Source organism: Campylobacter sp. BCW_6468 (assembly GCF_001762865.1).
Classification (GTDB): domain Bacteria; phylum Campylobacterota; class Campylobacteria; order Campylobacterales; family Campylobacteraceae; genus Campylobacter_D; species Campylobacter_D jejuni.
In genome coordinates, this window is record NZ_MJXQ01000030.1 from 202352 (window position 1) to 227909 (window position 25558).

22 protein-coding genes and 2 pseudogenes are annotated in these 25558 nt (G+C 30.1%); 8 read left to right on the plus strand and 16 right to left on the minus strand.

The genetic code is table 11. The features are described from left to right. Positions 1-16 precede the first annotated feature (16 nt). On the minus strand, positions 17-2587 hold the full coding sequence (locus tag AJ889_RS03825; RefSeq protein ID WP_002935287.1) for a DUF3971 domain-containing protein: 2571 nt from the start codon (positions 2585-2587) through the stop codon (positions 17-19). Between AJ889_RS03825 and mltG the strand changes: the two genes are divergently transcribed. From mltG to AJ889_RS03850, 5 genes are all read left to right on the plus strand, one after another. Continuing rightward, positions 2502-3503: an endolytic transglycosylase MltG gene (gene mltG / locus AJ889_RS03830; RefSeq protein ID WP_002935286.1), complete on the plus strand. Its 1002-nt coding sequence runs from the start codon at positions 2502-2504 to the stop codon at positions 3501-3503. The genes AJ889_RS03825 and mltG overlap by 86 nt on opposite strands. 80 nt (positions 3504-3583) lie before the next feature. Beyond that, the gene (gene flgB, locus AJ889_RS03835; RefSeq protein ID WP_002935284.1) at positions 3584-4015 is read left to right on the plus strand and encodes a flagellar basal body rod protein FlgB; all 432 of its coding nucleotides are present in this window, start codon (positions 3584-3586) and stop codon (positions 4013-4015) included. A 9-nt stretch (positions 4016-4024) separates the two neighbouring features. After that, entirely contained in the window at positions 4025-4519 is a 495-nt protein-coding gene (gene flgC, locus AJ889_RS03840) for a flagellar basal body rod protein FlgC (RefSeq protein WP_002855235.1), read from the plus strand. A 6-nt stretch (positions 4520-4525) separates the two neighbouring features. Beyond that, the gene (gene fliE, locus AJ889_RS03845; RefSeq protein WP_002856884.1) at positions 4526-4822 is read left to right on the plus strand and encodes a flagellar hook-basal body complex protein FliE; all 297 of its coding nucleotides are present in this window, start codon (positions 4526-4528) and stop codon (positions 4820-4822) included. Between the two features lie 6 nt (positions 4823-4828). Next, positions 4829-6619 carry a penicillin-binding protein 2 gene (locus tag AJ889_RS03850; RefSeq protein ID WP_070293268.1) on the plus strand — a complete coding sequence of 597 codons (1791 nt, stop codon included), beginning with the start codon at positions 4829-4831 and terminating at the stop codon, positions 6617-6619. Between the two features lie 14 nt (positions 6620-6633). Here AJ889_RS03850 and AJ889_RS09175 read toward each other — a convergent pair whose 3' ends face one another. From AJ889_RS09175 to AJ889_RS03910, 12 genes and pseudogenes are all read right to left on the minus strand, one after another. Then, positions 6634-7476: a hypothetical protein gene (locus AJ889_RS09175; RefSeq protein ID WP_140442134.1), complete on the minus strand. Its 843-nt coding sequence runs from the start codon at positions 7474-7476 to the stop codon at positions 6634-6636. 37 nt (positions 7477-7513) lie between these two features. Further along, positions 7514-8266 (minus strand): annotated as a pseudogene (locus AJ889_RS09640) (Na/Pi symporter). A gap of 142 nt (positions 8267-8408) precedes the next feature. After that, positions 8409-8843: a hypothetical protein gene (locus AJ889_RS03865; protein ID WP_002858595.1), complete on the minus strand. Its 435-nt coding sequence runs from the start codon at positions 8841-8843 to the stop codon at positions 8409-8411. Continuing rightward, the gene (locus AJ889_RS03870) at positions 8843-9160 is read right to left on the minus strand and encodes a rhodanese-like domain-containing protein (RefSeq protein WP_002870957.1); all 318 of its coding nucleotides are present in this window, start codon (positions 9158-9160) and stop codon (positions 8843-8845) included. The genes AJ889_RS03865 and AJ889_RS03870 overlap by 1 nt, the downstream gene beginning before the upstream one ends. Then, complete coding sequence (htpG, locus tag AJ889_RS03875; RefSeq protein WP_002866408.1) at positions 9157-10983, minus strand: molecular chaperone HtpG; 1827 nt, start codon at positions 10981-10983, stop codon at positions 9157-9159. The genes AJ889_RS03870 and htpG overlap by 4 nt, the downstream gene beginning before the upstream one ends. 72 nt (positions 10984-11055) lie before the next feature. Next, a complete protein-coding gene (gene crcB, locus AJ889_RS03880) occupies positions 11056-11424 on the minus strand; it encodes a fluoride efflux transporter CrcB (protein WP_074484744.1) in 369 nt (122 codons plus the stop codon). After that, positions 11418-12110 (minus strand): lysophospholipid acyltransferase family protein, encoded by a 693-nt coding sequence (locus AJ889_RS03885; RefSeq protein ID WP_002867672.1) that lies wholly within the window; start codon positions 12108-12110, stop codon positions 11418-11420. Before AJ889_RS03885 ends, crcB begins: the two co-directional genes overlap by 7 nt. Next, entirely contained in the window at positions 12091-13287 is a 1197-nt protein-coding gene (locus tag AJ889_RS03890; RefSeq protein ID WP_002935280.1) for an SH3 domain-containing protein, read from the minus strand. Before AJ889_RS03890 ends, AJ889_RS03885 begins: the two co-directional genes overlap by 20 nt. After that, positions 13259-13931, minus strand: a pseudogene (purQ, locus tag AJ889_RS03895) (phosphoribosylformylglycinamidine synthase I). Before purQ ends, AJ889_RS03890 begins: the two are co-directional and overlap by 29 nt. A 1-nt stretch (position 13932) precedes the next feature. Continuing rightward, positions 13933-14178 (minus strand): phosphoribosylformylglycinamidine synthase subunit PurS, encoded by a 246-nt coding sequence (gene purS, locus AJ889_RS03900; RefSeq protein WP_002858611.1) that lies wholly within the window; start codon positions 14176-14178, stop codon positions 13933-13935. Positions 14179-14186: 8 nt separating this feature from the next. Next, positions 14187-14897: a phosphoribosylaminoimidazolesuccinocarboxamide synthase gene (purC, locus tag AJ889_RS03905; protein ID WP_002854922.1), complete on the minus strand. Its 711-nt coding sequence runs from the start codon at positions 14895-14897 to the stop codon at positions 14187-14189. 1 nt (position 14898) lies between these two features. Beyond that, positions 14899-16233, minus strand: a complete 1335-nt coding sequence (locus AJ889_RS03910; protein WP_002859915.1) for a S41 family peptidase — start codon at positions 16231-16233, stop codon at positions 14899-14901. Between the two features lie 126 nt (positions 16234-16359). On the opposite strand from AJ889_RS03910, the gene AJ889_RS03915 reads away from it, so the two are divergent. Together AJ889_RS03915 and AJ889_RS03920 are read left to right on the plus strand one after the other, a co-directional pair. Next, complete coding sequence (locus tag AJ889_RS03915; protein ID WP_002869864.1) at positions 16360-16650, plus strand: metal-sensing transcriptional repressor; 291 nt, start codon at positions 16360-16362, stop codon at positions 16648-16650. Between the two features lie 111 nt (positions 16651-16761). Continuing rightward, on the plus strand, positions 16762-19335 hold the full coding sequence (locus tag AJ889_RS03920) for an ATP-dependent Clp protease ATP-binding subunit (RefSeq protein ID WP_002867667.1): 2574 nt from the start codon (positions 16762-16764) through the stop codon (positions 19333-19335). 27 nt (positions 19336-19362) lie between these two features. On the opposite strand, the gene AJ889_RS03925 is transcribed toward AJ889_RS03920, so the two are convergent. The 3 genes from AJ889_RS03925 to alaS are packed head-to-tail and all read right to left on the minus strand — an operon-like array spanning position 19363 to position 24370. After that, positions 19363-21294 carry a penicillin-binding protein 1A gene (locus AJ889_RS03925; RefSeq protein ID WP_032584039.1) on the minus strand — a complete coding sequence of 644 codons (1932 nt, stop codon included), beginning with the start codon at positions 21292-21294 and terminating at the stop codon, positions 19363-19365. Next, entirely contained in the window at positions 21291-21842 is a 552-nt protein-coding gene (gene maf / locus AJ889_RS03930; RefSeq protein ID WP_002886141.1) for a septum formation inhibitor Maf, read from the minus strand. Before maf ends, AJ889_RS03925 begins: the two co-directional genes overlap by 4 nt. After that, entirely contained in the window at positions 21842-24370 is a 2529-nt protein-coding gene (alaS, locus tag AJ889_RS03935) for an alanine--tRNA ligase (RefSeq protein ID WP_032584724.1), read from the minus strand. Before alaS ends, maf begins: the two co-directional genes overlap by 1 nt. A gap of 114 nt (positions 24371-24484) precedes the next feature. Between alaS and AJ889_RS03940 the strand changes: the two genes are divergently transcribed. Next, positions 24485-25558: a DegT/DnrJ/EryC1/StrS aminotransferase family protein gene (locus tag AJ889_RS03940; protein ID WP_032584726.1), complete on the plus strand. Its 1074-nt coding sequence runs from the start codon at positions 24485-24487 to the stop codon at positions 25556-25558.

Below are 25558 nucleotides of genomic sequence, written 5' to 3' on the forward strand. Positions count from 1 at the left end.
CAAACTTTAAATATTTTTAATTAAGTAAATTAGCAGGAAGTTGTATGATATTTTTAATAAGATTAAAAGGGGTTTTTAGAGTATCTGTTAAAATTTCGGTATGAAATTTAGGGTCATCTATACTTCCATCTATTTTTAAGTTTGTGCTAATTTCTTGATTTTTACCTAAAATTACATAATTTAAAATTGGAACCTTGGATATAGCTTCTGAAGCTGATTTTAAAGTTTTAAGCTCTAAACTAAAATCCACTGTATTTAATCTTAAATTTGCTGATCCTAAACCATATATATCTACACTATCACCATTTAAATTAATAGCCGAAACACTTAAAAGATCTTTTTTTCTATTAAAAATAATCTTTCCATCATGTAAGCTTAAACCTTTTTGATTAAAAGTTGGAGATTTAAACATCAATAAACTTGGTACAGTATCGATAAAGGAAATAAGCTGATTTATACCTTTTAAATCCTTCACATAAGTATTTTTAAAATCGATCTGTCCATCAAAATACTCCAATCCACTTCCTTTTATACTTAAGTTAAACACTCCATCTTGAACAGCTTGTTTTTGTAAAAACTCATTTAAATAATTATCATCAATATTGCTAACGTTTAAATTTAAATCATTAGAAGAATAATAAAGATCAAATTTTGCATTTCCTCTAGAACCTTTAAGATCTAAAGCATTGCCTTTTAAATCAGCTTCTACTCTATCAAAAGCCAAAGTTTTATTAGAATCTGCCAAAATTAAAGCTACATTTGCTCCACCAAAACTAATATTTTGGGTATTAGTAGCAATATCAAATGTTGAATTTGAAGAGTTGGAATGTTTTCTATAAATATAACTTAAATTTTTTAAATGAATTTCTTTATTATCAGAACTTATTTTAGCACTTGCTGTATCACTTTGAGTATGAATTTCCATAATGCCCTTATTTTTTACAATATCAAAGCTATCATTTTCATAAGGAGTTTGACCGTTGATAAGTAAATTATTTTTAAAATAAGCATCATTAACACTTGCATTAAAATCTTCAAAATTTAAAGTTTTATAATAAACATTTTTAGCATCGATAAACCCAAGCTTTTTAAGTAATGGAGAAAATGAAAATAAAATCTTAGGATTATTAAGATTAGCCTCAAGTCCATCTTTAAAATTTAAAATCAAATTCCACTGAGGAATGCTAATGTTAACATTTTGCGAATAATCTAATTTTACTTCTACATTTTGATTTTTTAAATCTAAAAGCTCTCCATTGTCAAAATAAAGCCTTGAAATCTGAGTATTGAAATTTCCTTGCTGTTTTTGTAAGTCAAATTTAGCATTAAAATCAGCTTCTAAAAAGCCATTTTTAACACTGGCATTTTCTATATTTAAATCATTTTGATTTAATTTTACAAATGCTTTTATAATATTAAAATCAGCCAAAGAAATACTAGCATTCTCTAAAGCTAAAATACCACTATAAGAAATTTCACCCTTATCATGAAAATCAATTTTAAGCTCCAAATCACTTTTAATTTTTCCGCTTTTTTGATAAAAAGGTAGTGAAAAATGATAATCCTCTAAAGCTTTAGCAAGTTTTTCGTCAAATTTTAGATTATCAGACTTAATGCGCAAATAAATCCCAACTTTTTTTTCATCAAACAAATCATATAGATAAACCTTACTAGAACTTAAATCAGCACCATTATAGAAAGCTTTATTAAAGACAAAATCGAGCTTTTGTTTGTTTAAATTTAAATCGAGTTTTGGAATTTCAATAGCATTCATTTTATCATCCAAGCGAACTTTGACATTATTAACATAACCTGATGCACTAATATTGTCTAAATAATAATTATCTTTAGTAAAATCTATAAAGCCCCGCAAATAATCTAAATGATAAAATTCTCCCTTAGCCCTATATGCTACCCAAAGATTTAAACTCTGCGGAAGTTCTATTCTTTTATTAACTCTTTTAAAAATTTCCGTAATATTTCTAATATTTAAATCTTCTATTTTATAAGCTAAATTTTTATCTTTATAAGAGATACTTGCGTTAAAGTCAAGCAATTCTCCACTTGCTCTACCTTGAAAATAATAAAACTCGCTCTTAGTATTGATACTTAAATTTCCATCAATATTTAAATCATAATCTTTTAATAAAAGTTTTTTAATATCAGCTATAAGTTCTTTATTTTGACGCTGTAATGTTAATTTTAAAAACAACAAATCATTATCTATAAAAAATTCATTATCTTTAAATAAAATACGCACATGATTATCTTTTATATTTAAATTTTGTATATCAATCTCTTTAACAAAAGTATATAGATATTTTAAATTTTTTGTTATTTTTAAAATCTCTGTTGAAGCATTATCAGAAGAGTGGGTTTGTGATGAAATTTCGGAATTTTGAGTCTCATTTATAGTGATATTTTTTGCTCGTACAATTAATTTTTTATCTAATTTAATATATAATTGTTCCAATTTTAAAAAATCAAATTGGATACTAGAGATGACAATTCCATTTTTAAGCACTATAAACAAAGCTAATATAAGCACAACAAAAAATACAACAATATATAAAATTTTCTTTTTCATACGCAACTTCTTTTTGATATTTATTTTGGGGATTTTTTATTATCTAACTCAGCCTTTAAAAAGCAATTCTGTGGTATTTATTCCCCAAGGTTCAATTTCTCAAATTATAACATATTTAAAGCAAAATAAATATCAGATGAGTAATATTGATAAATATATTTTATTTTTTTTAGGACACCCTCAATCAGGCTGGATCAACATAGGTACAAAAGATTTAAATAGAGCTGAATTTCTACATAAACTCACTATTGCTAAAGCAGCACTTCAAACCATTACTCTTATCCCAGGAGAAACAAGCGTAATCTTTCTAGAACAAGCAGCCAAACAACTTGGACTTGATAAAGATATACTTTTAAAAGAATTTCAAGCTCAAGCTCCTTATGATGAAGGAGTTTTTTTACCAGAAACTTATAAAATCCCGAAAGGCATTACAGAAAATCTACTCATTCAAATGCTTTTAAACCATGCTGAAATTTCCAATAAAAAAACTTCTGTGAAAATTTTTGGTGATTATAATCCAAAAAAATGGCACCAATATATCATCATCGCTTCTGTAATACAAAAAGAAGCTGCTAATGACAATGAAATGCCTATAGTTGCAAGCGTAATTTACAATCGACTTAAAAAAGGTATGAAACTTCAAATGGATGGAACTTTAAATTATGGAATTTATTCCCATGTAAAAGTTACCCCACAAAGAATAAGACAAGATAATAGCTCTTATAATACCTATAAATTTACAGGATTGCCTAAAGAAGCGGTTTGTAATGTTTCTTTAGCTGCTATTCGTGCAGCTATTTTTCCTTTAAAGACAGATTATTTATATTTTGTGCGTGATAAAAATACTGGAGTTCATATTTTTAGCACAAATATAGATGATCACAATAAAGCCATAAATTTACAAAAAGGAAAATAATTTTTGATATTTTTATACAAAATAGTTAAATTGGAACAGTATTTGCTTGTTAATATTAAAAATTATAAAAAGGATAAAAAATGATTAACCCATTTAAATCAAAAGAACTAGTCACTGGTGCTTTAGCGGGTAGAAATCTAAGAAATCAACTCATCAATGCCAATCTTGCAAATGTTGATACTCCTTTTTATAAAGCAAGAGATATTGAATTTGAAACAGCTTTGATAAATCGTGCAAATGAAATTTTCAAAAAAAATGACAAAAAAGAATTAGAATTGGCAGTAACCGAAGAAGGGCATCAAAAACCTTGGAAATTTCCTGATCCTAGTAAATCTACTATTTACTTAAGAGATGGTCATTTGGCAAGAAATGATGCAAATACTGTTGATCTAGATGTAGAAACTACAGAAATGAGTAAAAATACAGTTATGATAACAGCTCTTGATGGAGTTTTAAGAAGACAGAGCAATATCTTTAGTTCTATACTTGATGCAAGCTCTAAATTAAGTTAAAGGTAAATTATGGCATACTTAAGTGATTTTGATATTAGTGGTTATGGTTTAAGTGCTCAACGTTTTAGAATGAATGTTATTAGCTCTAATATAGCTAATGCAAACACTACAAGAACAGCTGAAGGTGGGCCTTATAGAAGACGCGAAGTGATCTTTAAAGCAACAGATTTTGATAAGCTTTTAAATGAGCAAATTAACAAAGATAATAATTTTTTAAAATATGAAAATCCTTTAAATGATCCAAGTTCGCCAGAAGAAGCTAAACCTGCTATTCAAAGTGTTGTAGTGGATAAAGTGGTCAGAGATGACAAAGATTTTCGTATGAAGTATGATCCAAGCCATCCTGATGCAAATGCTGAAGGTTATGTAGCGTATCCAAATGTAAACCCTGTTATTGAAATGGCAGATTTGATTGAAGCTACAAGAGCTTATCAAGCCAATGTAAGTGCTTTTACAAGTGCAAAAACTATAGCTCAAAGTGCGATTGATTTATTAAGAGGATAATAAAAAATGAACAATATTAATGATTTAAGATTAAATAATAATATTTCAAATACCAACAAAAGTCAAAATTCCACAGGAATTGGTGATGAATTTGCCAAGATGCTTAAAAATGAAATCGATGATTTAAATAAAGCACAAGAAAGTGGAGAAGCTGCAATGACAGACATTGCCACAGGACAAGTAAAAGATTTACATCAAGCAGCTATAGCTATCACTAAAGCTGAAAGCAGCATGAAATTTATGCTAGAAGTAAGAAATAAAGCGATCAGTGCTTATAAAGAAATCACAAGAACTCAAATTTAAACCCTAATGCAAGAATATAAAAAAAATAGGGTTTCAAAAGTTGCCTTTGCCTACTGCATGGCACTTTTGTTTATGATTATTTTTATCAGCTCTACTTTTTTTCTTACATCAAAACGTCATATACCTAACACTGAAAAAGATCAATACGCTCTTGCTCTAAGAGGATCGATTATAACCAAAGATAATTTTACTATCACAAGTTCTAAACAAATTTATCGTGCTGAAATTGATCTTAGAAGCATTAACAAAGATAAATTTGATCTATTTTTAAAGCTTTTTCAAATTTATAGTGGGATAAGTAACGATCAAGTAGCAGATATTAAAAAAAGAATGCAAAATCAAAAAAAACGCTCTTATAATTTTGTTCTTTTACAAAACTTAGACTCCAAGCAAGCAAGCTACCTTAAAGATCTTGCTAAAAAACTTTATATACAAGGTTTTTTCAAAGCTTTTACAAATAACTCAGGAAGAGTTGAAACAAGAGGATTAAATATCATCGAACATGAAGAAGATAGAATTTACATGTCAAAAGATTCTTTTACTCCTATTATCGGTTATACTAAAATGATATTAGATCCAGAAAGTGGAATTTTAAAAAATATAGGAGTTAAAGGTTTAGAAAAATACTACGATGCATGTCTAAACCCTGTTCAAAATGAAAAAATTCAAGGACTTAAAGATATAGGTGGAAATATTATTTTAAATCTAAATTCACTACAACAAAAAAAGATCAATGGTTGTGATTTATATTTAAATCTTTCTTTAAAACTGCAAAAAAGTATAGAGAAAGCTATAGATCAAAGAAATGAGGATTTAAAAGCCAATGAAATCATCGTTGGGGTAATGGAAAGTAAAACAGGAAGAATTTTAGCTCTAGCAAGCTCAAGGCGTTATGACCCACAAAATCGCGGAAAGGATCTATCAGTTCTTAATGCAAGCGCTATAGAATACGGCTATGAAGCAGGTTCTGTTATCAAACCTTTTATCTTTACAACAGCCTTAAGACTTGGTAAAATAAAAATGGATGAAGTGATTAATACTTATGGCGGTTCTTACAAGCTAGGACGTTTCACCATCAAAGACGATCACAAAATGGACAAAATGACTATGGAGGAAGTTATAAGATATTCTTCAAATATAGGCATGATACAAATTGCTAAAAGACTTAACAATATAGAAATCGTATCAGGGCTTAAAATATTTAAATTTGGCGAAAAAAGTGGTATTGATCTACCCTATGAACAAAAAGGAGAAATTCCAAATCCTAAGCGCTTAAGAGATATAGAAAAATCTGTTTTAAGTTATGGTTATGGACTTAAAACAACCTTTATACAACTCCTTGCAGCTTATAATGTTTTCAACAATGATGGGTTTTATATCACACCACGTTTAGCTGAAAAATTCTATCAAAATGGACGCTTTACAAATCTTGATGATGATGTAAAAAAAGAAAAAATTCTTTCTAGCGAAGCCGCTAAAACGATGCAAAATGTTCTTATAAATGTTATAGAAAAAGGAACAGGAAAAAAGGCAATTACACAAGGTATTATTGCAGGAGGTAAAACAGGAACGGCAAGAATAGCCGAAAGACAAGGTTACACCTCAAATCGCTACAATGCATCCTTTTTTGGTTTTGCAAATGATTTAAATCACGCCTATACCATAGGAGTTCTCGTAAGACATCCTACTAAACCTTATAGTTATTATGCTGCACAAAGTGCTTTGCCTATGTTTAAAGATGTTGTTGATATTTTAATCAATGAAGAATTTCTAACGCCTATACAAGACAATAACTAAACTAGCACAAACAACTAGTTTGATATATCTTTAGAAAACATCACCTCAACAGCACCTATAAGTTCTTCAGCAATCTTAGCAGCAAAAGTTGTATCATTAAGTATTGAAATTCCTTCAGCTGTTGTGATTTTTCTTACTGAAATAAGATGTTCAACATTGCTCAAGGTTAAAGTATCGATTTCTTTTAAAATTTCTTTTCCTTTTTGAAGATTTTTAATAATCAAATAAAGCTTTTCACGATCTTCAACAACTCTAAGCTCTTCGATACTTCTTAAAAGCTCTCCTAAATTCGATCTAATTTTATTGTACTCTAAAGCCAAAAATTCATTAGAAGAACTAGAATATTTCTTAATATTTGCTTGGATAATTTTTAAATTTTTAGTTGTTTCGGCTAAATTTTTAGCTGCCATCTTAAAGGTAAAAATTTTATGATTCTTTGTTTCATCGTTAATATAAACTTGTGCTTTAGTTGAAAAATCGATAATAGCTTCAAAAAGAACCTTTATCCTAGTTTGATACAAATAGTCCAAATCCACATTTTTACTAAACCACTTTTTATTTTCTAAAATTTCTTTAAAACTTTTATCACTTTGTATATCTTTACGACTAAAACCTATAGCATGAGCAACAATTGCATAGGTATTGTTATAAAGATGCTCGCTTTCTTTCCTTAAAGCTTCGATGGCTGTGTCACTAAACTTAACCAAACTACTATCAAGATATAAAGGCTTGTCTTTATTCTTATCTTTAGGAGCTTTTACTATCTTATTTAAAAAAAGAACAATTTGAGGAGTAAAGAATGAAAAAAGCACAACACCAATTAAATTAAACAAAGTGTGAAATAATGCTACTTTCAAAGCTATATCTTCTATGTTTAATACAATGGATAAAAAATTAAGAAAATGTATAAAATAAGGAAAAATAAGCACTATTAAAAAAAGCTATACCAAAATTAAAAATACAATTTGCAAACGCTAATTTCTTTCCTTCAATATTGGTACTTAAAGAAGCTAAAACAGCCGTTACAACTCCTCCAACACTAGTACCCAAAGTTGCTGCTAAGGAATTTTCCAAACTGATTTGTTGTGCAAGTAAAGCAGCGACAATAATAGCCATTATAACTGTGCTTGATTGTATAACTCCTGTAAGCAAAGCACCTAATCCTAAAAAACAAAAACTCCTTTAAAACCAGCAAAATCAAAACGAGAAAGATCAATTATATGTTTAAAATTTTCAAAACCACTTTTAATATAATCCACACCCAAAAAGAAAAAACCTATACCAATAAAAATATTACCCAAACCTTTTTAAAATACTATCTTTTTGAAAGAAAAATAATACTCCAATAATCAAAAGCGGGATAGCCAACATTGAAATTTTAATATTTGTCAAACCAACAATCAGCCAAGAACTTGCCGTATTTCCTAAATTTGCTCCAAAAATAATCCCTATGCCCGCACTCAAAGAAATAAGCCCTGCACTCAAAAAAGAAATCGTAACAATAGAAACTAAAATTGAAGATTGCATAATTAAAGTACTTAAAGTACCAAAAAGTATACTTTTTATCTTTGTATCAGTTGACTTTGCTAAAATTTTTTCAAGCAAATCACCACTAAAAACTTTAAAACCTATACCTAAATTAGTCATTCCAATAAAGAAATATTGCCACTCCTGCTAAAAGATTAGCAAGCTCGTCATAACGAATTAAAATAAAAATCAGAACTAAAGTAAAAATACTTCATGAAATAAATTTAAAATATTTTAAAGAATTTCCTTCTTCTTGCAATGCCTAACCTTTTAGTTTTTCAAATTCATCCATCAGAAATTCTCTTAAATTTTCAGCTTCTTCTTCGCCTTTTTCTAGATACTCAAGCAATAAATTTTCTAATTCTTTTAAAAAAGAAAAAAGTTCATTTTGCCAGATACTATCGTTTTTATTGCTCAAATTCATGGTTTGTATGAAAGTCAACTCTCTGCTTAAATCCCCAAGTTTTTCTAAAAATTCATCTTTTTGATTAGAATTTTTTAATGTTAAATTAGCATTTTGGATATTTTCTTTAAATTCTCTGATTTTTTCATCGATTAAATCACAAAATTTTGGATAAATATCCATTTTAATAGGCTCTAAAAGAGTTCGCTCATCTATATTTAAAGTAAGCTTTTTAACAGCAAAATAAAGAGCTAAAAAAGACAAAGCTGCTATAAGTAAATAAATTCCTAGCATTAATAACCCTTAAGGGCTAGCATTCCGCCATCTAAATTGATGCTTTCAAGTCCCAATTTTTCAGCTATAAATTCAGCTGCAACCATGCTTCTATGGCCACTACGACAAATAAAAGCAAGTTTTTTACTTTCATCTCTTTTGCTTTGAAATTCATCTAAAAATTTAGCATTTAAAAGCCCTTGATTATCATATAAAGCCACACATTGCGCATTAGGTAAAATACCCTCTTCCCATTCTAAAGGAGTACGCACATCAAAAATTTGATATGCGTTTAAATCTTGCTTTGTCCAAAGACTTGCAGGGATATTTTCTATCATGAAAAAGCCTTATTGATAATTTTTGTAAGGCTTGCATTAAATTCAGCAGGATTATCCACTCCCATACCTTCGCTTAGTTTTGCCATATTTAAAACTAGGGTTGCTATATCTGCACTAAAACTTTCGTTGTTTTTAAGACCTGTAAAAATAGCATGTTTTGGATTGATTTCTAAAATAGGTTTGAAATTTTGTTCTTGACCCATTTGTTTTAAGAGTTGTTGCATAGCAAAATCAGGTTTATTTTTATCATAAACTATACAACTTGGACTATCTTTTAAACGACTGGTTAGTCTTACATCTTCAACTTGATCTTTTAGAAGTTCTTTAAATTTAGCTACAAGTGGAGCAAAAGTATTTTTTTCTTCATCGCTTAGTTCATTTTTATCTTCTACTTGATTAATAGCTACAAATTTCAAACCTTCAAATTCTAGCATAGGAGTTACCAAAGAATCAATCTCATCATCCATGAGTAAAACTTCTATATTTTTTTGTTTATACTCTTCAAGCAAAGGAGAGGTTCTTAATAAACTTTCATTATTTCCTGCTATATAAAAAATTTCCTTTTGTTCGCCTTGAAGGTCATTTTTATACTCTTCTAAAGAGCGTAAATTTTCACCTTTGGTGCTTTTATAAAGCATGAGTTTTAAAAGACTGTCTTTTTCTCCGCCAAAACCATAAAGTCCTTCTTTTAATACCTTGCCAAAGGTTTTAAAGAAAGATAAGTATTTTTCTTTATCATTGTTTTTAAGTTTTTCAAGTTCACCTAAAATCTTTTTAACGCTAGCTTCTTTAACACCTTTTAAAATTTGATTTTCTTGTAAAATTTCACGACTTACATTAAGTGGTAAATCTTCTACATCGATAATCCCCCGCACAAAACGCAAATAAGTTGGTAAAAGTTCTTTATCGTCATCGCTGATAAATACGCGTTTTACATAAAGTTTTAAGCCACTTTGATAATCCACACGGAATAAATCAAAAGGTGCATTTTGTGGTATGAAAAATAAAGAATTGTATTCTAATTTTCCTTCGCTTTTGGTGTGAAGATAAAGTAAAGGTTTGTTTGAATCATGAAAATTTTGCTCATAAAATCTTTCATAATCTTCTACTTTAAGGCTTGATTTTTGCATTCTCCATAAAGCGTTGGCTTTATTGATTTGAGAAATTTTAAGTTCAGTTTTTCCTTCTTCTTCGCCTTCTTTAGCAGGAGTAAATTCTTCTTTTTCCATGAAAATTGGAAATTGAATATGATTAGAATATTTTTCTATAATGCTTTCGATTTTATAAGTATTAGCAAACTCATCATCTTTTAAGTATAAAGTAATGCTTGTTCCTTGTTCTTCTTTGTTTGCGTCATTAATCTCATAACCATTTGCATCAGAACTCCAAAGATAAGCTTTATCATCTAAAGCTTTTTTGCTTAAAACTTCGATTTTACTAGCCACCATAAAAGCAGAATAAAAACCTACTCCAAATTGTCCTATGAGTTGAGAATCTTTTTTAGCATCACCACTTAAATTTTCTAAAAAACTTTTAGTACCGCTTTTTGCTATGGTTCCAAGGTTGTTAATAAGATCATCTTTATCCATACCTATACCATTATCACTAATGCTTAAAGTTTTTTTATCTTTGTCAATTTTGATTTCAATTTTAGGTTCGAATTTTAAGCTTTTATATTTATCATCACTTACGCTTAAAAAATTAAGTTTGTCTAAAGCATCGCTTGCATTTGAAATAAGCTCTCTTAAAAAAATTTCTTTATTAGAATATAAAGAATGTATCATAAGCTGTAAAAGCTGATTGACTTCGGTTTGAAATTGCATTTTAACTTCCTTTGTAATTTTTTAAAGTGGTATTTTAGCAAAAAATACAAATTCTAAAGTAAATTTAAAGATTTATTTGAAAATTATAAAACCAAGCCATGCGGCAAATAAGCAAAGAAAGACATTTAAGATAATATTTAACGCAAAATGAAGATAATTTCCACTTTGCAAAAGAAGTAAATTTTGATAAGAAAAAGTAGAAAAAGTTGTAAAAGCTCCTAAAAAACCTGTACTTATAAAGCTTTTAAGTAAAGGAGATAAACCTTTATTTTGTGCATAAGAAAACAAAAGTCCTATGATAAAAGAACCCAAAACATTAACAAAAAGAGTTCCAAAACTGATAGAATAAGGAAAAAATTTATTCACTAAATTTATAGAAAGCATTCTTAAGATTGCTCCTATAAATCCCCAAAAACCAACAACTAAAAGGGTATTTAGCAAAGCTTAGCTCTTTCTTGATCGAGTAATTCTTGCATTTTTTTTCTAGTGTTTTCAAGCCATTTGTCATCATTTGTATCGACTAAATCCATACAAATGATTTTAAGCACTCCGCTGCTTGCACTAAAACTTTTTGTGTCTAAAATTTTTGCAGAATCCACAATTAAAATGGGTTGAACTTTAAGATTTAATTTTTCACTTAAAATTTTTGCTCCACTTTGAAATTTAAGCATTTTTTCATTTTTAGATCTAGTTCCTTCTGGAAAAATAGCCAAAACCCTATCTTCACTAATTCTTTCTTTTGCTTCTTTTAAAACTCGTACCAAATCACGCGGATTTTTTCTATCTATACAAAGAAGTTTTGGTTTTTTCATAGCAACTTTGAAAATAGGAATTTCTCCTAATTCTTTTTTGGCAATCCAGCATAAATTTTTAGGATATAATTCTTCTAAAGCGATGATATCTAAAGCACTTTGATGATTCATTAAAATCATCTGAGCTTGTGGATTAAAAGTACCAATGATTTCTTGTTTATAAGAGATGGTATATCTTTGAAATTTAGCCCAAATTTTGCGGATTTTCCAAAGTGTGTTTTGAGATTTTGTAAAGCAAAAACAAAAAATCACCAAAGCAACACTTAAAACAAAAAAAATCCAAAAATAAAGAGCTTTAATTTTTTTGTAAATCATCTTTATTAACCCAACCTATTTTTCCATCGGAAAACAGTACTTTAATATAATTTTGTCGTTTGCCTAAAACTTCTACTTTTTCATCTGCATTTGCCGTATAAAAATAAGTTGAAGGCTCTGTAGGTAAAATTTTAGCCCTAGAACCAGCCTTGATAATTGCATTTTGAGTATTGGTATCTACAAGAAAACTAAGTGCAAAACAAACAACTGCCAAAGCCAGAATAATGTAATTTTTTCTCCATACAAATAAAGCTCCAAATAAAACCGCTAAAAACCATAAGGTATATTGTTTATAAATATTTAAGTCTTTATTTACAGGATTTAAATCACTCTGAGTGCTGATCTCATCGTCACTAATTTTTAGTTTTAAATTTATATTTTCAAGCTTTTTACTGTCCTTATTGAAATACGAAAATTCAAAATTTGTTTTACTTAATGGCAAAATAGCATAATAAAAAGCACTAGAAGCATTAAAATCCCCTTTTAAATTTTCAATACCTTGCTTTTGAATTCCTTCTATAAAAAAGCTTTTAAGATTTGTATTGGTTGCGTTTAGTTCTACCATCATAATGATATTAGCATCATCAAAATAACTCGCTTTAACTTTTTTAATTTCCAAAGAACTTGCCACAAGGTGTGAAAAATCCTTATTGGATAAAGTATTTTCAAATTTGATAGGATTAAGATTGATATCAGCCTCTTGAAAAGCTTCATTATTTCTAAGAAGTTTGATAGAAATTTTACTCAAACTAGCATTTGAATTTTTGGCTTCAAACCATAAAGTTGTTTTATATTCATTGTTGATAAATTCCCATTTTGCATCTGGATTTAAAAAAGATAAATTAGTTTTTTCTACGCTTATGTTAAAATCAAATTTTGTATTTTCCGTAGTGCGAGCATAGATCGTAATAGGAAAAACTTCTCCAACATATACTCTACTTGGATATTCATCATTTGTAAGAACCAAACTCCCTTTGGCTACAAAAGGATCATCTACATTGCTTTCAAAGTCATTGTTTTCATCACTTGGCGGAATATTTTGATAAATTTTTTGTTCTTCTTGGGGTAATTTTTGTAATTCTTTTTGCATATTTTCATCTTGGCCGCTAAATACAGAAATTTCACCCCTGCCAAACAATACAACAATGCTAAAAATTAAAGTTAATAAAATTTTCAAGATAAAAAGCCTTTAAGCATTTTTAAACCTACATCATTACCTAGAACTTTTTCACAAGCACGCTCAGGATGGGGCATAAGTCCAAAGATTTTTTTGTTTTCATCACAAATTCCTGCGATATCAAATACAGAACCATTTGGATTTGGCTCGTATTTTAGAATAATAAGATCTTTATCTTGCAATTCTTTTAAAGTAGTCTCATCAGCGTAATAATTTCCCTCTCCATGGGCAATTGGTAAACTAATAATTTCATCTTTTTTGAAATTTTTCAAAAAGGCATTATCATTAGAAACCACTCTTAAACTTTGGTTTTTTGAGATAAAGCTAAGATTGTTGTTATGCTTCATTGCACCTTTTAAAAGACCACTTTCAAGTAAAATTTGAAAACCATTACAAATACCTAAGATATATCCTCCTTTTTTTGCATGATTAAAAACACCTTGCATAGCAGGAGCAAGTTTTGCAATAGCTGCGCATCTTAGATAATCTCCATAAGAAAATCCGCCTGGCAAAACAACTAAATCTGCATCAAATTCTTTTTCTTCATGCCAAATAATCTGCGTTTTTACTCCAAGTTTTTCAAAGGCATAAGCTGTATCAAATTCACAATTTGTCCCTAGAAATCTAATAATAGCAACTTTCATTTTACTCTTTCTCAATTATAAGCTCATAATCTTCAATGACGCTATTTACCAACAACTCTTCACACATTTTTTTTACTTGTTCTTTGGCTAATTTTTCATCTTTCTCATCAAGAGAAATTTTGATTTGTTTTGCTATTTTTACTTCTTTAACACTATTAAAATTTAAAGAATGCAAAGCTTTTTCCACCGCTTTGCCTTGTGGATCTAAAACCCCATTTTTTAAAGAAATATTTACAATAACTTCCATATTTTTCCTTAATTTAATATTCTTTTTAAAACTTCTTCATAAGCCATTTTTACATTACCTAGATCTTGACGAAATCTATCTTTGTCTAATTTTTCATTACTAAATTTATCCCAAAATCTACAACTATCAGGGCTTATTTCATCGGCTAAAACAAGTTCATTATCTTTAGTTAAACCCAGTTCGATTTTAAAGTCAATCAGCCTTAAATTTTTATTGTCAAAAAATGGAGTTAAAATAGAGTTAATCTTTCTAGCCATATTTTTAATTTCACTAATTTGAGCTTCATTTTGCACTAAATTTAAAATCAAACAATGCTCATCATTGATAAAAGGATCGCCTAAGGCATCATCTTTAAGACAAAATTCCACCAAAGCAAAAGGTAGCACAGTGCCATCTTTAATGCCCAGTCTTTTTGTAAGAGAACCTGTTGCAACATTGCGTACTATAACTTCAATAGGAACAATTTTACATTTTTTAACCACTTGCTCTGTATCGCTTATAGTTTCTACCAAATGGGTTTTAATCCCATTTTTTTCGAGCAAATGAAAAATTTCAGTACTGATTTTACAGTTTAATGCACCTTTTCCACTTTCATTGCCTCTTTTTTCTGCATTAAAAGCAGTTAAATCATCTTTAAACTCACTAATTAGTAAATTTTCATCATCAGTTTTGAAAAGTTTTTTACCTTTTCCTTCGTAAAGCATTTCTTTTTTTGTCATTTTATTGTCCTTGTTTGATATTTAAAATTTTAATAGTATCAATAGCTGATTTTAACTGCGCGTCATCATTGATTTGTTTTTGACTGATTAGATTTTTATTGTCTTTATTTTCTTGTTTATCTTCTTTTTTATTTTTATCTATTTTTTCAAGCTCGCTTTCTAAATGTTGTTTTAAGTCGCTTTCTTTTATAGAAAAACCATCTTCTTGAGTATTTACTTTACCTGGAAAAACTTCAATATCAGGTTTTACACCCACTGCTTGAATAGTACGCCCGCTTGGAAGATAATATCTTGCGATAGTAAGCCTTAAAGCTTCAGTTTTATTAATAGGTATGATTTGCTGAACACTACCTTTTCCAAAAGTATTTTCACCCACAATAACACCGCGTTTAAGATCTTGTAAAGCTCCACTTACGATTTCACTTGCACTAGCACTTCCACCATTTACAAGCACAACCAAAGAAGCATTAGAAATTTTGTTTTTAGGATCGGCTTTATATTCTTGATTTTCACTTGCGATGCGTCCTTTTTGAGAAACAATAACACCTTTATCTACAAATAAATTTACAAGTCCTATGGCTTGATTTAAAAGTCCACCAGGATTATTTCTAAGATCTAAAATAACTCCTTTAACATTAGGATATTTTTTAAGTTCTTTACTTGCCACATCTACAACATTTTTATCAAAATTTGTAACCCTAAGATAAAGAATGTTTTCATTTTCTATCATTTTTGCATAAACACTTTCTATCTTAATAATTTCTCTTGTAAGTGTAACATCAAAAGGTTTTGTTGTACCTTTTCTAAAAATGGTTAAAGTGATTTGAGTTTTTGGCTTACCACGCATTTTATCTACAGCATCATTGAGATTAATTCCTAAAGTGGCCTTATCATTAATTTTTAAAATAATATCTCCTGATTTTATCCCTGCTTTATCTGCTGGTGTTCCTTCTATAGGAGAAACAACTGTTAAAGCGCCATCTTTCATACCTACGGTTATACCAAGGCCACCAAATTCACCATTGGTTTGAATTTTCATATCATTAAAATCTTTTTCATTTAAAAAAGAAGAATGCGCATCAAGATTGCTTAAAAGTCCTGATAAAGATTTATCCACCAAATTGCTGATATTTTGATCATCCACATAGTATTGCTCTACTATAGCAAGAGTTTTTGTAAGCTTATCTAAAGCTTCTAGGCGTTTTTGAACCTGCTCTTCTTTTTGATCAACTTTAGCTTGTAAATGACTTGTTAAAAATAGACATAAAATAAAAGTAGTGGCAAAGCCTGCAAGACCCGCAAAAAATCGTTTTGTTTTCAAAATAAGCTCCATCATTGAGTTTTAGTTTAATTAGTTTAAAGAGTAAATTTTAATAAAAATTGCTTAAAACTTCGTAAATAAATTTAAATTCTTAAAAATATGTTAAAATAGACTAAAAATTCCAAAAAGAAAGTTAATACAATGTGCCAAGAAAAACATACTCATACACATTCTCAAAAACATCTTAAAGCAGTTTGCAATCGTCTAAGTAGAACCATAGGGCATTTAAGCGCTATTAAAAGAATGGTTGAAAATGACAAAGACTGTAGTGAAATTTTAATCCAGCTTGCTGCCGTAAAAGCCGAAGTTAACAATACTGCAAAAGTAGTTTTAAAAGAACATTTAGCTCATTGTATGGTACATGCTATAGAAGAAAATGATATTCAAAGTATAAAAGAACTAAACAAGGCTATAGATATGTTTATGAAATAATCTAAAATTAGTCATTTGTCCTATTATTTAAAAAATTTTACTCAATTAACTTGACATTATATGACTAAAGTTATATAATAGCAAGTATATAAACTAAATAAAGGATAAAACATGGCAAATATACAAGATTTTTTAACTGATAATATGCTTTCAAACCTTGAAAGTGCAGCATCTTTAGCTATACATTCTAAAAATAATGAAGTTGTACCTTTACATCTTTTATGGGCTTTAAGCGTAGATAATGCAAGTATTTTAAATCAAATTTTAAATAAATTAAATATTTCTAAAGAAGCCTTAGAGCTTGAAATTAAAAGCAGAATTTCAAAACTTGCAACGAGTTCAAATGTAAACCGTGAAAATATACGCTTTTCCAATGAACTTATAAATTCATTAGAAAATGCTAAAGGATTAATGAGTGCTAATGGAGATAGTTATTTAAGTGTGGATACTTGGCTTATAAGTGAAAGTCAAAAAAGTCCTATTAAAGAAATTTTGGCGCAATTTTTAGATTTAAGAGAATTTCAAAAAGAGCTTGAAAGTCTAAGAGCGGGACGCAAAATCGATAGCAAAACAAGCGATGAAACCTTAGACAGCTTAAATAAATTTGGTATAGATTTAACCTTAAAGGCAAGCGAGGGTAAACTTGATCCTGTTATAGGCAGAGAAGAAGAAATCGAACGTTTAATGCAAATTTTAATACGCAAAACCAAAAACAACCCTATACTTTTAGGTGAACCAGGCGTAGGAAAAACAGCTATAGTAGAAGCTTTAGCACAAAGAATTATTAAAAAAGATGTTCCAAAATCTTTGCAAAATAAAAAAGTCATCGCTCTTGATATGAGTGCTTTAATTGCAGGTGCAAAATACAGAGGAGAATTTGAAGATAGATTAAAAGCTGTGGTTAATGAAGTGATAAAAAGTGAAAATATCATTCTTTTTATCGATGAAATTCACACTATAGTAGGAGCTGGAGCGAGTGAAGGCAGCATGGATGCGGCAAATATTTTAAAACCTGCTCTTGCAAGAGGTGAACTCCATACCATAGGTGCAACTACTTTAAAAGAATATCGTAAATATTTTGAAAAAGATGCAGCCTTGCAACGCCGTTTTCAACCTGTAAATGTAGGTGAGCCAAGTGTTAATGAGGCTTTGGCTATGTTAAGGGGTATAAAAGAAAAGCTTGAAATTCATCATAATGTAACCATAAATGATAGTGCTTTAGTAGCCGCAGCTAAACTTTCAAAGCGTTATATAACAGATCGTTTTTTACCTGATAAGGCCATTGATTTAATCGATGAAGCTGCAGCTGAACTAAAAATGCAAATTGAAAGCGAACCAAGTTCTTTAAGAAAAGTACGCAAAGATATAGAAACTTTAGAAGTTGAAAATGAAGCTTTAAAAATGGAAAATGATGAAAAAAATCAAAAAAGACTCGATGAAATCGCAAAAGAACTAGCTAATTTAAAAGAAAAACAAAATGCCCTAAATTCACAGTTTGAAAATGAAAAAAGTGTTTTTGATGGCATAAGTGCTAAGAAAAAAGAAATTGATCTGCTTAAAAATGAAGCTTCTTTGGCTAAAGCTAGAGGTGAATTTCAAAAAGCAGCCGAGCTAGAGTATGGAAAAATTCCAAGTCTTGAAAAAGAAGTAGAAATCTTAGAAGATAAATGGAAAAAAATGAGTGAAAATGGAGTTTTACTTAAAAATCAAGTGGATGAGGATTTGGTTGCTGGAATTTTAAGCAAATGGACGGGTATTAGCGTGCAAAAAATGTTAACTTCTGAAAAACAAAAATTCTTAGAAGTGGAAAAACATTTAAAAGAAAGTGTCATAGGACAAGATAAGGCCTTAAGTGCTTTAGCTAGAGCCATTAAACGTAACAAAGCAGGGCTTAATGCGGACAATAAACCTATAGGAAGCTTTTTATTTTTAGGGCCAACAGGGGTAGGAAAAACACAATCGGCTAAAGCTTTGGCAAAATTTTTATTTGATGATGAAAAAGCAATGATTCGCTTTGATATGAGTGAATTTATGGAAAAACATAGTGTTTCAAGACTCTTAGGTGCGCCTCCAGGATATATAGGACATGAAGAAGGTGGAGAGCTTACTGAAGCCGTACGAAGAAAACCTTATAGCGTGCTTTTGTTTGATGAAGTTGAAAAAGCACATAAAGATGTATTTAATGTGCTTTTAGGGATTTTAGATGATGGTAGAGCAACCGATAGCAAAGGTGTAACAGTGGATTTTAAAAATACCATTATCATTCTAACTTCTAATATCGCCTCAAGTGCCATTATGAATTTAAGTGGAAAAGAACAAGAAGATGCGGTAAAAAATGAGTTAAAAAATTTCTTTAAACCTGAGTTTTTAAACCGTTTAGATGATATTATCACCTTTAATCCACTTGGAAAAGATGAAGCTTATGAAATAGTCAAGCTTTTATTTAAAGATTTACAAATGAGCTTAGAAAACAAGGGAATAAAAGCAAGTTTAAGCGAAAATGCAGCCCTTTTAATCGCTAAAGATGGTTTTGACCCTGATTTTGGCGCTAGACCTTTAAGAAGAGCTATTTATGATCTTATAGAAGATAAATTAAGCGATATGATACTTGCTGATGAACTTCATGAAAATGATAGCATTATCATTGATGCAAAAGATGATGAAATAATCATCAAAAAAGCTTAATCATTTTGAAAGTAGATCTTTCTACTTTCAAAATATAATCTCGCTTTCATTAAATTTCATATTTGCTTTTGGTAATGGTGATTTGGTGGTATAATAAGCACTTTCTCCTTTATAATTTCCACGATAAACTCCATTAGGAATGCTAAATTTTCTAGTTGTATCAGGGAATTTTTCTATATATTGAGTTAAAAATTCTCTAAACACAGGAGCAGCTGTTCTAGCCCCACCTTCTGTATAACGCATAGGCTTGTTGTTATCATTTCCATACCAAATGATTGCTTCTATTTCAGGCGTAAGTCCACAAAACCAAGCATCAACACTTTTATTCGTTGTTCCTGTTTTTCCTGCTATTTCTATATCTTTTACTCTTGCATTACGCCCTGTGCCTTTTTCAACAACATTTCTCATCATATCTAAAACCAGAAAACTTTGCGCTTCATCGCTGACTTTACGCTCATTTGAGTTAAATTCCATGATGGTTTTACCGGTTTTATCCTGAACTTGTCTGATAATTTGAGGATCTTTAATCGTACCATAGTTCCCAAACATGGTATAAAATTTCGAATACTCCAAAGGAGAAATACCAAAACTTCCCAATACGATTGATAAATTAGGCGGTATATCTTTAAATCCAAATTCCATTAGCTTAGAGTAAAGAACATCCAGCCCCATATCAAGTGCGAGATTAATGGTAGCTAAATTTCTTGATCTTGTTAAAGCTTCTTTTAAGGTAATTAAACCTAAAAATTTACCCCCTTCATTTTTAGGTTTCCAATCCTCATTATTACCCGCTCCACCTTCAAAAATTCTAGAAATATCAGCAATTTCACTCATAGGCGAATATCCTAAATTAATCGCCACTTGATACACAAAAGGTTTAAAAGAGCTTCCAGGTTGACGCATACTTTGAGTAGCACGGTTATAATTACTTTTTTCATAATCAACCCCGCCTACCAAAGCTAAAACATCACCACTTTGATGATTTACCACGACCATAGCTCCGTTTAAAGTGCTTAAATTTGCATCTTTATCGCGTTTTACTATCTCATCATAACCAAATTTTAAAGCATTTTGCGCCATATTTTGAACATCTAAGTCTATATTTAAAATGATTTTATATCCACCTGTTTTTAAGTCTTTGATATTAGGGCTTAATTGTTTAATCACTTCATCTACAACATAAGGAGCAGCATTTTGAGTAAGCGTATCATCATAAACTTGCGGAATTTCTTTAATGGCTGTATCATAATCTGCTTTTGAAATCCAACCTAGATTATACATTCTTGAAATAACATTATTTGCTCTTGAGATGGAAAGATCTAAATGCTTTGTAGGATCATAACTGCTAGGTGCTTTTGGCATACCTACTAGCATAGCAATCTCTTTAAGGCTTAGTTCATTTAAATTTTTATGAAAATACCCCAAAGCTGCGGTTTTTACTCCATAATACCCATGTCCAAAAAAGATAAAATTTAAATACCTTTCTAAAATTTGTTCCTTAGTTAAAATGGTTTCCATTTTATAAGCAAGCAAAGCTTCTCGAATTTTACGCGTAATAGTTTTTTCTGGGGTTAATTCCGTGTTTTTAATAAATTGCTGAGTAAGAGTGGAAGCTCCTTCCATGGTTTTTCCACCACTTTTTATAATTTTTACGGCAGCTCTAAAAATGGCGTCGATATTAACTCCATTATGTTCAAAAAAGCTTGTATCTTCTATAGCAACCAAAGCTTCTATAAGGCGTGGAGGAAGCTCTTCATAAGGAGCATAAAAACGATGTTGTTCAAAAATATTAGCCACAAGCTTACCATTTCTATCATAAATTTGTGTTGTAAGAGGAGGTTTATATTCTTTAAAAGTATAACCCTCAGTATCAACACTTGTGAAAAGATAAGCCGCATAAATAAATCCAGCTATAAACAAAAGAGTAAAAAATGAAAAAATATATTTTAATATTTTCATAAATAAGCCTTTAAAGTTTGGATATCAAGCCCTAAAGCAGTGCTTAGATTTCCTACTTGTTGGGTGATGAAATTTTGATGAAAACCCTCACACATAATACAACCCGCCTTGCCTTTATAAAGATCATTTTCTACATAATCTCTTAAAGCATTTTCATCAAAATTTTTAAAATAAAGCGTAGTTTTTGAAAGAGAAAAAACTCTTTTTTCAGGTTTTACAAGCAAAAAAGCCGATAAAATACTTGCATACTTTCCATTTTGCAAGGCAAGCATTTCATAAGCTTCTTTTTTATCCTTTGTTTTGGTAAGAATTTTTTCATCTATACAAACTATACTATCTGCAAAAAGCAAATTTTGGTTTTGAAAATCTTTGCCTAAAGTACTTAAAAATTGTCTTTCTTTTTCAAGAACTATTTTTTGAACATATAAAAAAGGTGAAATATTTTTATTTAAATTTTCATCATAATCAAAACTAACTTGCTTAAAATCAATCTTTGCGGTTTTAAGCAAGTTAGCCCTTGAAATGGAATTTGAAGCAAGAATTAACATTAAAGTGCTTTTTCTATCGTTTCTAAGCTTTGTTTTAAAGCTTCATCAATTTTGCTTAAATCTTTTCCACCTGCAGTAGCAAAATCATCTCTTCCACCGCCATTTCCGCCTAAAATTTGCGCCGCTTCTTTAACCAAAGCTCCTGCTTTTAAAGGTGCATCTTTAACACCAGCTGCTAAAGTGATTTTTTCATCTTTCACTTGGATAAGTAAAATCACCGCTTTAGCAAATTTGTTTTTAAAATCATCAATCATAGCTTTAATATCGCCATTATCTATACGCTTTACGCAAATTTCAACACCTTGGATATTTTTAGAATCAAGCTCTGTTTTACTTGAGTTTTTAAGCTCATTTTTTAAACTTAAAATTTCATTTTTAATTTTTTTAACCCCGCTTAAAATATCATTATTTTTAAGTTCATCTTTTACTTTAGAAAGTTCTTCGAGTTGATTTTTTACAAATTCTAAAGCCGCTTTAGAAACTACAGCTTCAATGCGTCTCACCCCAGCACTCACACCACTTTCTTTAACTATGTAAAAACTTCCTATTTGAGCAGTATTTTTAACATGAGTTCCCCCGCAAAGTTCTTTGCTTTCACCTAGAGTTAAAACACGCACATTGCCTTGGTATTTTTCATTAAACAATGCTATAGCACCGCTTTTTTTAGCTTCTTCTAAAGGCATATTTTCTAAGATAGCTTCGCTTGAGTTTATAATCATTTTATTGACTCTTTTTTCAATGCTTTCTAGCTCTTCTTTGTTTAAAGCTTTATGATGAGTAAAATCAAATCTTAGTTTATTGCTTTCAACCAAAGATCCTGCTTGGCTTACATGAGAACCTAAAATTTCTCTTAAAGCATGATGTAAAAGATGAGTGGCTGAGTGGTGGCGTGCGATTTGCTCTCTTTTTTCTGTATCGATTCTTGCATGAACTATATCGTTAACTTTTAGTTCTTCGCCTGCTTTTATAAAGCTAAGATTGAGATTAAAAAACTTTTGCGTATCTAAAACTTCACGCTTAGCTATAAATCCACTATCAGCACTTTGCCCCCCACTTGTTGCATAAAAAGGTGTGTTTTCAAGCATCACCCAACCCGCATCTTTAAGGGTGGAAACTTCTTTAAAATCTTCATCTAAAAGGGCTAAAATTTTACTTTCGCATTCTGCTTTTTCATAACCTACGAAATGATTTTCTCCAAATTTTTCAAGTAAGTTTTTAAAATCTCCGCTTGCAGTTTTATCTCCACTTCCTTTCCAAGAAGCCTTAGCGCGTGCTTTTTGCTCATTCATGAAAAGTTCAAATTTTTCTTCATCAACTTTAAGATTTTTTTCTCTTAGCATATCAGCCGTTAAATCAAGCGGAAAACCATAAGTATCATAAAGCTTAAAGGCTACTTCTCCGCTAAAAATTTCTTTAGTGTTTTTAAGCTCTTCATTAAAAATTTCAATCCCATTTTCTATAGTGCTTAAAAATCTTTCTTCTTCAAGGCGAATTTGTTCTTTTACAAAGTCTTTTTTCTCATTAAGATAGGTATAATGTCCGCCCATTAAATCGCACACAATATCAACTAGTTTATACATAAAAGCTTGTTTAAAACCTAGCAAATATCCATGTCTTAAAGCACGACGCAAAATACGACGCAAAACATAACCTCTACCTTCTTTATCAAAACTTACCCCTTGTGCAAGCAAAAATACACTTGATCTTATATGATCAGCTATGACTCTAAAACTTGCTCCGCTTTCATAAACATAAGTTTTATTACAAAGTTTTGAAATTTCATTGATGATTGGCATAAAAAGCGAGCTATCAAAATTGCTAAATTTACCTTCTTTAATCGCTGTTACCCTTTCAAGCCCCATTCCTGTATCAATGCTTGGCTTTGGCAGTGGGCTAAGCACTCCATCAGCACTTCTTTCGTATTGCATAAAAACAAGATTCCAGATTTCTAAAAATCTATCTCCATCTCCGCCCATATAATCTTCGCTTGAGTTAAAATGCTCTTGTCCTTGGTCATAAAAAATCTCACTACAAGGACCACAAGGACCAGTATCGCCCATTTGCCAGAAGTTATCTTTATCGCCAAATTTGTAAATTCTTTCTTTTTGAATGTGTTTTTGCCATAGATTAAAAGCTTCATCATCGTTTTCATGCACGGTTACATAAAGTTTATCTTTAGGTAGTTTTAAAACTTCAGTTACAAATTCCCAAGCATAAGCTATGGCTTGTTCTTTAAAATAATCTCCAAAACTAAAATTCCCAAGCATTTCAAAAAAAGTATGATGGCGTGCGGTATAGCCAACATTATCTAAGTCATTGTGCTTTCCACCTGCTCTTATACAAGTTTGACAGCTTGTTTTGCGTGGAGGGTTTGGGCGTGGAATTTCTCCTGTAAATATACTTTTAAAAGGCACCATGCCCGCATTGGTAAAAAGTAAAGTTGCATCATCAGGAACTAAAGGACTTGACGGGGTTATCTCATGTCCTTTTGATGCAAAAAAATCCAAATAAGCTTTTCTAATATCCATGAATTTTCCTAAAGAAATTTTTATAAAAACATATCATACCAAAATTACTTTAAATTAAGTAAAACTAAAATACAATAAACATTTTTATTTAATTTTATTTCTCTAAGGTTTTTTATGAATTTTATCAATCTTCAAGCCCAATATCGCGCATACAAAGATGAAATCAATGCTGAAATTGAAAGCGTTTTATCAAGCTCTTCTTTCATAGGCGGTGCAAAGCTTAACGAATTTGAGCAAAATTTAGCTCATTTCTTAGGTGTTAAACACGCTATAGGTTGCTCAAGTGGAACTAGTGCTTTATACCTTGCCTTAAGAGTCTTAGATATTGGTAAAGATGATGAAGTTATAGTGCCTAGTTTTACTTTCATAGCAACAGCTGAAGTTGTGGCCTTGGTAGGTGCAAAACCTGTTTTTGTAGATATAAATTTATCAAATTACAATCTTGATTTTAAAGCAGTGCAAAAAGCAATAACTCCAAAAACTAAAGCTGTTATAGCAGTGAGTATGTTTGGACAAATGAGTGATTTAAGGGCTTTAGAAGAAATTTTAAAAGATAAAAATATCACTTTGATCGAAGATGGTGCACAAAGTTTTGGCGCAAGTTTCAAAGGAGAAAAATCCTGCTCTATAGCTAAAATTTCATGCACAAGCTTTTTTCCTTCGAAGCCTTTGGGAGCTTATGGCGATGGCGGGGCTATTTTTTGCCATGATGATGAAATTGCTAAAAAAATAAGAATTTTACTCAATCACGGACAAACTCAGCGTTATAAACATGAATTTATAGGTATAAATGGACGCCTTGACACCTTACAAGCAGCGATTTTAAATGTTAAGTTAAAATACCTAGAAAAAGAATTAGACAAAAGACAAAAATTAGCACAAATTTATAATGCAAATTTAAAAAACTGCCAAATTCCACAAATTAATCCAAATGCTTTTAGTGCTTATGCACAATACAGCGTTTTAGTTGAAGATAGAGCTAGTGTATTGCAAAAATTTGAAAAAGCTAATATACCTTATGCTATACACTATCCAACCCCTTTGCATAAACAACCTTGCTTTAGTGAGTTTTCAAATTTAGAACTTAAAAATTCAGAATACGCAAGCGAACACATCTTATCTTTGCCTTTTTCACCTTTTTTAAGTGAAGAAGAGCAAGAGCAAGTTATTTGTATTTTTAAAGATTGA

Bases quoted from the DNA above. Each gene is read 5' to 3' on its own strand.
- mltG (WP_002935286.1), top strand. From the start codon at position 2,502: ATGACAATTCCATTTTTAAGCACTATAAACAAAGCTAATATAAGCACA.
- AJ889_RS03825 (WP_002935287.1), bottom strand. From the start codon at position 2,587: ATGAAAAAGAAAATTTTATATATTGTTGTATTTTTTGTTGTGCTTATA.
- flgB (WP_002935284.1), top strand. From the start codon at position 3,584: ATGATTAACCCATTTAAATCAAAAGAACTAGTCACTGGTGCTTTAGCG.
- flgC (WP_002855235.1), top strand. From the start codon at position 4,025: ATGGCATACTTAAGTGATTTTGATATTAGTGGTTATGGTTTAAGTGCT.
- fliE (WP_002856884.1), top strand. From the start codon at position 4,526: ATGAACAATATTAATGATTTAAGATTAAATAATAATATTTCAAATACC.
- AJ889_RS03850 (WP_070293268.1), top strand. From the start codon at position 4,829: ATGCAAGAATATAAAAAAAATAGGGTTTCAAAAGTTGCCTTTGCCTAC.
- AJ889_RS03865 (WP_002858595.1), bottom strand. From the start codon at position 8,843: ATGCTAGGAATTTATTTACTTATAGCAGCTTTGTCTTTTTTAGCTCTT.
- AJ889_RS03870 (WP_002870957.1), bottom strand. From the start codon at position 9,160: ATGATAGAAAATATCCCTGCAAGTCTTTGGACAAAGCAAGATTTAAAC.
- htpG (WP_002866408.1), bottom strand. From the start codon at position 10,983: ATGCAATTTCAAACCGAAGTCAATCAGCTTTTACAGCTTATGATACAT.
- AJ889_RS03885 (WP_002867672.1), bottom strand. From the start codon at position 12,110: ATGATTTACAAAAAAATTAAAGCTCTTTATTTTTGGATTTTTTTTGTT.
- purS (WP_002858611.1), bottom strand. From the start codon at position 14,178: ATGGAAGTTATTGTAAATATTTCTTTAAAAAATGGGGTTTTAGATCCA.
- purC (WP_002854922.1), bottom strand. From the start codon at position 14,897: ATGACAAAAAAAGAAATGCTTTACGAAGGAAAAGGTAAAAAACTTTTC.
- AJ889_RS03910 (WP_002859915.1), bottom strand. From the start codon at position 16,233: ATGATGGAGCTTATTTTGAAAACAAAACGATTTTTTGCGGGTCTTGCA.
- AJ889_RS03915 (WP_002869864.1), top strand. From the start codon at position 16,360: ATGTGCCAAGAAAAACATACTCATACACATTCTCAAAAACATCTTAAA.
- AJ889_RS03920 (WP_002867667.1), top strand. From the start codon at position 16,762: ATGGCAAATATACAAGATTTTTTAACTGATAATATGCTTTCAAACCTT.
- AJ889_RS03925 (WP_032584039.1), bottom strand. From the start codon at position 21,294: ATGAAAATATTAAAATATATTTTTTCATTTTTTACTCTTTTGTTTATA.
- maf (WP_002886141.1), bottom strand. From the start codon at position 21,842: ATGTTAATTCTTGCTTCAAATTCCATTTCAAGGGCTAACTTGCTTAAA.
- alaS (WP_032584724.1), bottom strand. From the start codon at position 24,370: ATGGATATTAGAAAAGCTTATTTGGATTTTTTTGCATCAAAAGGACAT.
- AJ889_RS03940 (WP_032584726.1), top strand. From the start codon at position 24,485: ATGAATTTTATCAATCTTCAAGCCCAATATCGCGCATACAAAGATGAA.